Here is a 9,980-nt window from a genome sequence, read left to right on the forward strand (position 1 = left end):
GAAGCCCAACGGTTGTAGCGGCTTACAAAAGTATTGAGCCATTCCGCGAGGTACTTGATGTCGGCATTTACACCGAAAAATTTGGCAGGTGGAACGTCTTTGGCCACAATCCGGGAAAAACCAGTATTCACAGGGTCGATATGCACAATATCGGCTACATCCAGGATGGAATAGGGATTGTCTTTGACTCCGTAGGGTTGAACGGGGTAACCTTCATCGTCAATTTGCAGGATGCGTGGCCCCGTATAGGCAATGTGCATCCACACCGAAGCAGAGCCAGGCCCGCCGTTGAAAGAGATGACCAATGGGCGTGAACTGCGGTCTTTGACATCCGTGCGCTCGTAGTACGTAAAAAACAACCCCGCCAAAACCTTGCCTTCTTCATCCCAAACCGGGATGGTGCCGGCGGTGGCTTTGTAGGGTACACGCTGGCCTTTGATGGTCACTTCGCGCGTGGTCTCCACAAAAGAATCGGGATTTAGCGTGCGAGAGGGGGAGGCCATTTTTTCTTCCTTGGCCGGAGGTGGAGGAGTGGTTTCCTTGGGTGTTGGTTTGGTTTGGGCATTTGCAAAAAAGAGGGTAAGGCAACTCAAGCCTAAAATCAGCCATTGCTTTTTCATGAACATTCAAATTGGTGATTGAATTGATTTTTTCATACAAATCCAGCTTGCTCATTTGACGACAAACAAGCAAGCTGGAATTTATCTGAAAAAAACTACATGGAAAAGCTTTTGGCGGTTTAAGTTGCACTTAAAACCGGTAACCTATTGCTATGGTGATGGGAAGATCAATATTCAAAAAAGGAATGTCACCGAGATTGATCGGGTCGGCATTGTTCAATGCCTTGATATTGTAAACAAAAGCGCGACCGAAACCCAGATTGAAATCAAAATGCAAGCGCTCATTGCGTGCAAAGGTTTTGAAACCAAACAGGAATCCCGCAGCGAAACGGTTGGTATTGTATTCAGCACTGGTAGAATCTGAAGTGCCGGTTGCTTTGCCCGAAGAATAACGCGTGTAAAGCCCTCCATAGAATTTGTCAAGCCCAATTTCACTGGGGTTAAAGTAATATCGACCATTCACGCCAGCGCGGAGGGTGGTATTTTTGAGATCACTGCCTTCATTAAAGTTGATTTTATTCCAGGATCCGCCCAGAGTGGCTTCCAACCCAATGTTGTCAGCCAGACCAAACTCGCTGCGCAAATTCAAGGTGCCAAAGATGGGCCCAAAAGGACCGATTTTTACATCAACTTGGGCAAAAAGGGTTGCATTTGCAATCAGGCAAAGGATTGCAATAAAAAAATAATTTTTCTGCATGATGATTGGTTAATTAAGGTTTCGTAAATAGGAGTGTTGCGCCAGTATTGTTGCGCTTTCATCGAGATCAAAGTTCCTCTAATCTACTCAACAGTGCAAGCATCTTAGAGGAACTTTAACGTATCATTAGTAGTGGGGCAAAAACAAGTGTTCATTTTTCTTGAGCCATAAAATTAGATAAGACACTTTAAATGAACCGTTTACTTATCTAATTCTATGGCAAAATGAACACTTGTTTTTTATCGCCCCTTAAGTGTCTTTAACTCAATTTGGCTACCCCATCCGCAATTCTTTGGATGGCAGTATTCAAATCTTGCTCTGAAGCAGCATAAGAGATTCGGAAACAGCTATCGGCACCAAAGGCAGCACCGGAAACTGTTGCAACATGGCATTGCAACATCAGGTAATCACAGAAATCATTGGCATCGTTGATGGTGATGGTGCCATCCGTTTTGCCAAAATATGCACTGATGTCTGGGAAAATGTAAAAGGCACCTTGAGGCTTGTTTACCTTGAATCCCGGAATTTTACTCAATCCTTCGATGATCAAATCCCGGCGCTTCAGGAAAGCTTCGCGCATTTCGTAAGTTGGCGTCATATCGGCCAAAAGGGCAAAAGCAGCTGCTTTTTGACTGAATGAGTTGGCACCTGAAGTAACCTGTCCCTGGATTTTCACACAAGCATCGGCCAACCATACTGGAGCGCCAATGTAACCCAAGCGCCAGCCTGTCATGGCAAAGCCTTTGGCGAAGCCATTCACGGTTACGGTTTGGTCTTTGACTTGCTCGAAGGCGCCAATGCTGACGTGTTTTTCGCCAAAATTGATGTATTCGTAAATTTCATCAGCAACGATGATGATGTCGGGATGTTGGGCGATCACATCGGCAATTGCTTTCAATTCCTCGTGGCTGTAAACCATCCCGGTTGGATTGGAAGGAGAGGAAAACACAATCGCTTTGGTGCGATCCGTAATGGCCGCTGCAATCTCAGCCGCGGGCACTTTGTAATCCTGCTCAAAACTGGACTTCAAAATGATGGATTTTCCTTCGGCCAATTCTACAATCGCAGAATAAGACACCCAATAAGGTGCCAAAATGATCACCTCATCGCCTGGATCCAGGATAGAAAGAAAAATATTGGCGAGGGACTGCTTGGCCCCATTGGAAACCACGATCTGATTGAGGTTGAAATCCAGGTTATTGTCGCGTTTGAATTTTACCTTGATGGCCTCGCGCAGTTCTTGCAAGCCTGCCACTGGTGTGTATTTCGTAATGCCATCATCCAGCGCTTGTTTGGCTGCATCTTTGATGTGATTGGGCGTATCAAAATCCGGTTCACCCAAACTCAGGTTGATCACATTGTGGCCTTGGGCTTTGAGTTCCCGCGCCATTGCCGCCATTTTTAGCGTCTCGGATTCTGCCATCTGCATTACGCGCTGAGACAGACGAGAAGAAGTCGCAACAGACATGTCTTGTGTTTTTTGAAAATGAATGTTTGAATATGAACCTAAGGCTGTCGATAAAAAGTTTGGCTAATTTTCTAGGAAGACTAAGCGATTAGGGCAATCGACCGCAAAAATAACCCCAAACTCCCAAAGAACCAAAGAAATTTGAACTTGAGGCCATGATTTGAAAAAAATCTACTTTGAGTCATCAATTTTGTTGACAATTGCTTTTGTCCATGCGCCCAAAAAGTTGCTATCTTTCCTCCCTCAAAGTGAAGAATACTTACTTCCAATGAAAGAAAAACTTTTAAATCTCGAACACCGAGTCGACATCGCACGGCTGGGCGGAGGGCAACCACGCATTGATGCCCAGCATAAAAAGGGAAAACTCACCGCGCGCGAACGCGTTCATTTTTTGCTCGACCCTGGATCTTTTGAAGAAGTGGGCATGATGGTGCAGCACCGCTGCAAAGATTTTGGAATGGATCAACTGCATTTCCTTGGAGATGGAGTCATTACCGGATATGGTACCATTGATGGCCGATTGGTCTATGTTTTTTCGCAAGATTTTACCGTATTTGGTGGTTCCCTTTCAGAAGCCCACGCTGAAAAAATCTGCAAAATCATGGATTTGGCCATCCGCAACGGCGCACCCGTGATTGGCCTCAACGACTCTGGTGGTGCACGCATCCAGGAAGGAGTGGCTTCACTGGGGGGCTATGCCGATATTTTTTACCGCAATGTGATGGCTTCAGGAGTAGTGCCACAAATCTCGGCCATCATGGGGCCATGTGCGGGTGGTGCGGTATACTCGCCGGCCATGACCGATTTTATCATTATGGTAGAAGACACCTCGTACATGTTTGTAACGGGGCCCAATGTGGTTAAAACCGTAACCAATGAAGATGTTAGTGCCGAAGAGCTTGGTGGGGCAAGTACCCACTCTTCTAAATCAGGCGTTACGCATTTCACCGCATCAAACGACCTGGAATGCTTGCATAAAATCCGGCAATTGATTGCCTATATGCCCCAAAACTGCGAAGAAAAACCGACACTAAAAGACTACCCACTGGCAGAGGAGTGGCGCGAACAATTGCGCCACATCATCCCTGACAACGCCAATGTACCCTACGACATGCGCGATGCCATCAACGGCATCATCGATGAGGAATCCTTTATGGAGGTTCACGAAGCCTTTGCCGAAAACATCGTGGTGGGCTTTGCCCGACTAGCGGGCCGCAGCATTGGCATCATTGCCAACCAACCCATTAGTTTGGCTGGTGTTCTCGATGTCAATAGTTCCCGCAAAGGCGCGCGGTTTGTGCGTTTTTGCGACAGCTTCAATATCCCTATGCTGGTGCTGGTTGATGTGCCTGGCTTTTTGCCCGGAACCGATCAGGAATGGAATGGGATCATTGTAAACGGAGCCAAGTTGCTCTATGCTTTTAGCGAAGCGACGGTTCCCCGCATTACGGTGATTACCCGCAAGGCCTACGGTGGCGCTTACGATGTGATGAATTCCAAACACATCGGTGCCGATTTGAATTACGCCTGGCCTTCGGCTGAAATTGCGGTGATGGGTGCAAAAGGGGCTTCTGAAATTATTTTCCGCAAAGAAATTTCTGAGGCAGAAGATCCCGAAGCGATGTTGCTCCAAAAAGAAAAAGAATACCAGGAAGCCTTTGCGCATCCCTACCAGGCTGCCGAGCGAGGCTATATTGATGAAGTAATCGATCCTTGTTTGACGCGTCGAAAACTCATCAAGGCTTTTGCTTCCATCGAAAACAAAGTGGTGCATTTGCCCCGCAAGAAGCATGGGAATATTCCGCTGTAGTGCAATTTGAATGCTTTTTTCGAAGCTTCAACTAGAATCTTTTCAACTTTCCCTGCATTTTTGCATAGTCAATTTTATCTTTCCAAGTGTTTAGATAAATGATAACGGATATCCTATCCATTAACCCAAGAATTCAAATAAAAAAAACAACCATGAAATTGTTCAACTTGACCACCTGGCTGATCCTTTTGATCCCCTTTTCCATTCAAGCCCAAAACCTTCAGGAAAACGAGCGCACCATGAGCCAAGGCTCAAAGGCTGGTTTTTCGATGAACATCGACGAACTTACCACCAAAGACGCAGAAAAACTGTGGATTGATTACCTCAAGAGCACCAACGCAAAAACCAAAAAAGACCGCAAAACCAACGAGGTTTTTGCCGATGATGCTTCTGTTCCTGCCATCAGCAGCAATTTGATGGACATTTACGCCACTTTCACAGAGCGCGGCAAGCAAACCGAAATGGTGGTTTGGGTAGATCTTGGTGGTGCCTTTTTGTCCCGCCGCCAGCATCCTGAAAAGATAGACGCATTCCAGCAATGGATGGCGGAATTTGGTCGCGTTACCCGTGTTCGCAAAGTTGAAATCGAACAAGAGGCCGAAGAACTGGTATTCAAAGACCAGAAAAAAGAGTTTGATAAACTGATCAAAGAAGAAGATCGGCTGAAAAAAGACATTATTGACGCAGAACAAAAAATGAATCAGGCCAAGAAAGATCTTGAAGTCAACCAGGCCAACCAAAACAACCGCCGCCAGGAAATGGAAAGGCAGCAGATGAAAATTCAGGAAATTGAAGCGAAGAAAAAGCGGATAGAATAAAAAAGTGAGGCTGTTCAATATCGTTGAGCAGCCTCTCTTTTTTATTCCAGTTTTGAATTAAATTTTTGATCTTTTGAAACTTTTAACCAGATCTTCACTGTTACAGCTGCTCAATCGTGAAAGATGGACATTCCACAAATACAAAAAGAACTCAAATTTCGGACTTCCCGCAGCTCTGGTAGTGGCGGACAAAACGTCAACAAACTGGAAACCAGGGTAGAGGCCTTGTTTGAAGTGGAAACATCCAGTGGTTTAAATGCTGACGAAAAAAGGGTGATCCAAACCAAATTGGCGGCACGCATCAACAAAGAAGGATTGTTGAGTACCGTGGCTCAGGAAAGCCGCACCCAATTGAGCAACAAGGAAAAAGCCATCAAAAAAATGCTCAACTTACTGGAAACAGCGCTTATTCCAGAACCGGAAAGGGAAGAAGTTCCGGAACGCTTGGTTGCCAATCCACGCAAACGCAAAAAGGCCAAATCGGTGCAGAGTGAAAAAAAAGCTGCCCGCAAGAAAATTATCCCACCAAAAGAAGAAGATTAGCCCAAAACTGATTAAGTTTCCTGCTTAGTATGACGCAAAAAATCAAGATGTTAATTTTTCTGCGTTACTCAATCAAGCAACATGAAACCAATATTCAGTATTCTCTTCGGCTTGGTGCTTTCAGTAGCATCCGCACAAGACAAACCAGCTTACCGCATTTTTGACCAAAATGGCAAGGAAGTAAGTTATGCCCAACTGCTCAAAACCAGCAAAAAATCCGATGTCGTTTTTTTTGGTGAGCAGCACAACAACCCCATCTCGCATTGGCTGCAAATTGAACTGGCCCAAGACCTGGAAAAAGAAAACAATGGCAAGCTCATCATGGGCGCCGAAATGTTTGAACGCGACAACCAAGCCATCCTCACTGAATACCTGAATGGTCAAATCAGCACCAAAAATTTTGAGGAAGAAGCCCGCATTTGGGACAATTATGCCACCGATTACAAACCCTTGGTGGAATTGGCCAAAAGCAAAAAACTGCCATTCATCGCCACCAATGTGCCCCGCCGCTATGCCAATATGGTGTACAAGCAAGGCATCGAATCCTTAAATCCCCTTTCCAGTGAGGCCAAAGCCTGGATTGCTCCCTTGCCCATTGAAGTGGATATGAATTTGCCCTCTTACGTATCCATGGCCAAAATGATGGGTGGCCACGGCGGTGATGCAGCTACCACCAATCTGGTGAAATCACAAGCCGTAAAAGATGCAACCATGGGCTACTCCATTGCCCAGAACCTCAAAAAAGGCTATATTTTTCTCCATTTCAACGGCGCCTATCACTCTGATTTGAAAGAAGGAACGGTATGGTACTTGCGCAAATACGCTTCGGTAAAGGACATCCTGACCATATCAACGGTAGAGCAAGACAACATTGACAAACTGGAGGATGAAAACCGCAGCAAAGCCGATTTCATCATTTGTGTACCAACTAAAATGACCAAAACATATTAGCAGTAAATGCTGTTGCAACATGTCTGAGTATGACGCAAAAAATCAATACCATGTACAGATTTATTTTGATCGCCCAGCTTGTTGCCCTTATTTTCATCCTTGCTTGCCAAACTAGCCCATTCAATCAAGGCAAAATCATGTATGGCAATTTTTGCGCCAATTGCCACATGGACGATGGCAGTGGTTTGCGGGGCCGGATTCCGCCATTGGCCAATTCCGATTACCTCAAAAAGCACCGAAATGAATTGGCCTGTATAATTCGGTATGGCAAAAAAGGGGAAATTGAAGTGAATGGCAAAAAATACGAAGAAGCCATGCCTGGCGTGCCTCAGTTGACCTATTTTGAAATTGCCAACATCATCAATTACATGAATCAAGCCTGGGGCAACAAATCTCCCTTTGTAAAGGTGCAGGAGGTACAGCGTGCATTAGAAAAATGTAAATAATCGTCAGGTGTATTGCAGTGGTTCAATCAATAAAATCCTGCTTTCTCCGTTGTTTTTGGGTAAAAGGTCGTATTTTCCGACCCGACAAACTGTGGTGCATAACGAAGCCTCATTTACGGACGCCCCTGCTTCGCTCCGAAACCAGTGAATGAGGCTTCGCTACACACCTTCCAAACCATTATTTATGAAGAATTGGTTGATTACACTTCTTTGCTTTTGTTTTTTTGCCCTAGGATTTGGCCAACTTAACGCCCAGATTGGCCGCATCAAAATTCGGCCAGATGTAGATTCTGTTTATGTTTGCCCAGACAGCAGCATCACTTTAGAGGTGACAGGTGGTTTCAATTACAGTTGGAGCCCTGCCAACATTCTCAGCCGCAGCAATGGCAATGTTGTAGTAGCCAAGCCTACTCAAAATACCCGCATTTTTGTTGAAGGTTTTGTCAATGGGCAATTGCGTAAAGACACCATTACCCTGGTGGTGGTGCGTCCTACCTTGCAATTGATTGCACTAACTTCAACTTCCGTCTGTAGAGGAACCCCCGTGCGCTTGCGTGCAGTAACCAACACGGGAGGGCAAGGCCTCACCTGGGATCCGGTGAATGGGTTGGACAAGCCCAATTCGGCGAATGTAATCGCTTTGCCGGGAAACACGACCACCTATCGGGCGGAATTGAACGTTACGGGCTGCAAGGTAGATGCGACCATTCAAGTCAGCATTGCTCCTCAAAAGATAGACATCACCAACGGCGATATTGTAAAAGTTTGTAAAGGCAAGACCAAAGTCAAATTGGGGGCAACCACCAATACTGGCCTTGCCACCGGGGTAAGCTGGACGGCCAAAGACAAGAGCATTTCGCGCCAGAATGTACTTAGTATAGATGTGGAACCCAAAATCACCACTACTTACTATGCGACCTTGGTGGCTTCTCCCTGTACCATCATCGATTCAGTAGTGGTAAAAGTGGACTCCTTGCCTACGCTGACCATCACCATTGACCCTAAAAAAGAAGTGTACTGCCAGGGTGAAATCATCACCTTGAAATCAGATACTTACGAAACAGCTGTATATCCCGACATCAAGCATACCTGGAGGCCCCGCCTCAGACTGGATGGCTCATTGCCCGGATATGATTTTCAAACGCCAGATTCCCTTTGGAACATGGTTTTGGGAACAATCGACAGTGTAGTGTTGATTCGCGATACCAGAAACAATGGTTGCATCGACAGTGCTGCGATTTTGGTGCCTGTAATCAAACCCAAAACCATCGTCATCACCCCAAATCCTGCGGAGGTTTGTCCTGGCGCGAGTATTCAACTCACCGCAACATTTGCCGGAAACTTCGATAAAATCACTTGGGCACCTACCAATGGCTTGTCTTGTACGGATTGCAAAAATCCCACGGTAACCACCAGCCAAACTGCTACCTATAGCATTACGGTAGAGGAGAAGAAATGCCCCAGCAACGCCAGTGCAACGGTCACTGTTTTACCAGTGCCCTCTATTTTGTTTCCAACCTTGCGTACGATTTGCCAGGGCGGAACGATCCAACTCAACGGCGCCAATCAACAAGGGGTGACCTACCGATGGACGCAAGGTGGAAATCAGGTCTCCACAGATCCATTGTTTCGGGTAAATCCAAGCACTACTACGACTTATCGCCTGGAAGCAACCAGTACCAAAAATTGCAAAAACACTGGCGACATTACGGTAAGTGTCATCCCTACGGTCAATTCTATCGACATCACAGGGTTGACCCTTTGTAGCAACGAAAACAGTCGCCCAGTCTACAGTGTAAAACTCAACAATCCACCAGGTACGGTACCTGCTCTGGTTGAAAACTACAACTGGCAAGTACTGGGGTCTACGCTTTCTACCACTTCATCGCTTAATTTGAACCTCATTCGCAATACCAGTTTGGTGAGTGTGACCTATACTTATGGGGTACAGGGTGGCAGCCAATGTGGCCGCCTGACCGATACGGCAACCATCAAAGTGATTCAAATGCCTACTGAAAATGGCATTTTCTTTGCACCAGACTCGGTGAGCTCACGGGGCGCACAAGAGGGTGATGCACTTACTGCGGGCATTCGCCTGGTGCAACCGCCTAACCCCGTTCCACTGACCTACAGTTGGACAGTTAATGGGGGGGCGCCGACTACCAGTCCTACCGTAAGTGCTTTGGCCACTCCAGGTCAGATGACCTTCAAAGTGGTGGTAACAGGCCCCAATGGTTGTGCCATTACCAAAGAAATTAGCATCAATGTGGTACCTGCGAAAGTTACCATACCGAATGCATTTAGCCCCAACAGCGATGGTGCCAACGATTTCTTCCGTCCGGTTACAACCAACAAAAACGTAAAGCTAATCGAGATGAAAATTTATTCTCGTTGGGGAAAACAGGTTTACAGTGGCAATGACCTCAAAGGTTGGGATGGCAACATCAATGGAAAACCTGCTCCTGTAGAAGTGTATGTGTACAATATCGTCATTGAATTTCCTGGCGGACGCCGCGAAACCAGAAGCGGGGATGTGGCGCTGTTGAGATAAAACCTTGGTTTGGTTCACGCAGATTGGTTCGCAGATTTTCGCGGAATTCACAAAGAATTATCTTCGAAAATCTGCG

The 9,980-nt window shown here is 46.1% G+C and carries 9 protein-coding genes; 6 read left to right on the forward strand and 3 right to left on the reverse strand.

The window, feature by feature from the left end; all coding sequences use genetic code 11:
* The 3 genes from ABW391_RS08960 to ABW391_RS08970 form a co-directional block, all read right to left on the reverse strand.
* The coding region (locus ABW391_RS08960; protein ID WP_502916320.1) for a S10 family serine carboxypeptidase-like protein at positions 1-620 on the reverse strand (620 nt) is incomplete at its 3' end.
* A 130-nt stretch (positions 621-750) separates the two neighbouring features.
* Complete coding sequence (locus tag ABW391_RS08965) at positions 751-1,317, reverse strand: DUF3575 domain-containing protein (protein WP_353481510.1); 567 nt, start codon at positions 1,315-1,317, stop codon at positions 751-753.
* A 259-nt stretch (positions 1,318-1,576) separates the two neighbouring features.
* Positions 1,577-2,785 (reverse strand): pyridoxal phosphate-dependent aminotransferase, encoded by a 1,209-nt coding sequence (locus ABW391_RS08970; RefSeq protein ID WP_353481511.1) that lies wholly within the window; start codon positions 2,783-2,785, stop codon positions 1,577-1,579.
* Between the two features lie 268 nt (positions 2,786-3,053).
* Between ABW391_RS08970 and ABW391_RS08975 the strand changes: the two genes are divergently transcribed.
* The 6 genes from ABW391_RS08975 (at position 3,054) to ABW391_RS09000 (ending at position 9,904) form a co-directional block, all read left to right on the forward strand.
* Positions 3,054-4,595, forward strand: coding sequence for an acyl-CoA carboxylase subunit beta (locus ABW391_RS08975; RefSeq protein ID WP_353481512.1), 1,542 nt, complete (start codon positions 3,054-3,056; stop codon positions 4,593-4,595).
* A gap of 152 nt (positions 4,596-4,747) precedes the next feature.
* Positions 4,748-5,413 carry a hypothetical protein gene (locus ABW391_RS08980; protein WP_353481513.1) on the forward strand — a complete coding sequence of 222 codons (666 nt, stop codon included), beginning with the start codon at positions 4,748-4,750 and terminating at the stop codon, positions 5,411-5,413.
* Between the two features lie 123 nt (positions 5,414-5,536).
* Positions 5,537-5,956, forward strand: a complete 420-nt coding sequence (locus ABW391_RS08985) for a peptide chain release factor-like protein (RefSeq protein ID WP_353481514.1) — start codon at positions 5,537-5,539, stop codon at positions 5,954-5,956.
* Positions 5,957-6,037: 81 nt separating this feature from the next.
* The gene (locus ABW391_RS08990; RefSeq protein ID WP_353481515.1) at positions 6,038-6,907 is read left to right on the forward strand and encodes a ChaN family lipoprotein; all 870 of its coding nucleotides are present in this window, start codon (positions 6,038-6,040) and stop codon (positions 6,905-6,907) included.
* Positions 6,908-6,957: 50 nt separating this feature from the next.
* Positions 6,958-7,353, forward strand: a complete 396-nt coding sequence (locus ABW391_RS08995; protein ID WP_353481516.1) for a c-type cytochrome — start codon at positions 6,958-6,960, stop codon at positions 7,351-7,353.
* A gap of 184 nt (positions 7,354-7,537) precedes the next feature.
* The gene (locus tag ABW391_RS09000; protein ID WP_353481517.1) at positions 7,538-9,904 is read left to right on the forward strand and encodes a T9SS type B sorting domain-containing protein; all 2,367 of its coding nucleotides are present in this window, start codon (positions 7,538-7,540) and stop codon (positions 9,902-9,904) included.
* Positions 9,905-9,980 lie beyond the last annotated feature (76 nt).

The organism is Haliscomenobacter sp. (assembly GCF_040403615.1).
Lineage (GTDB): Bacteria > Bacteroidota > Bacteroidia > Chitinophagales > Saprospiraceae > Haliscomenobacter.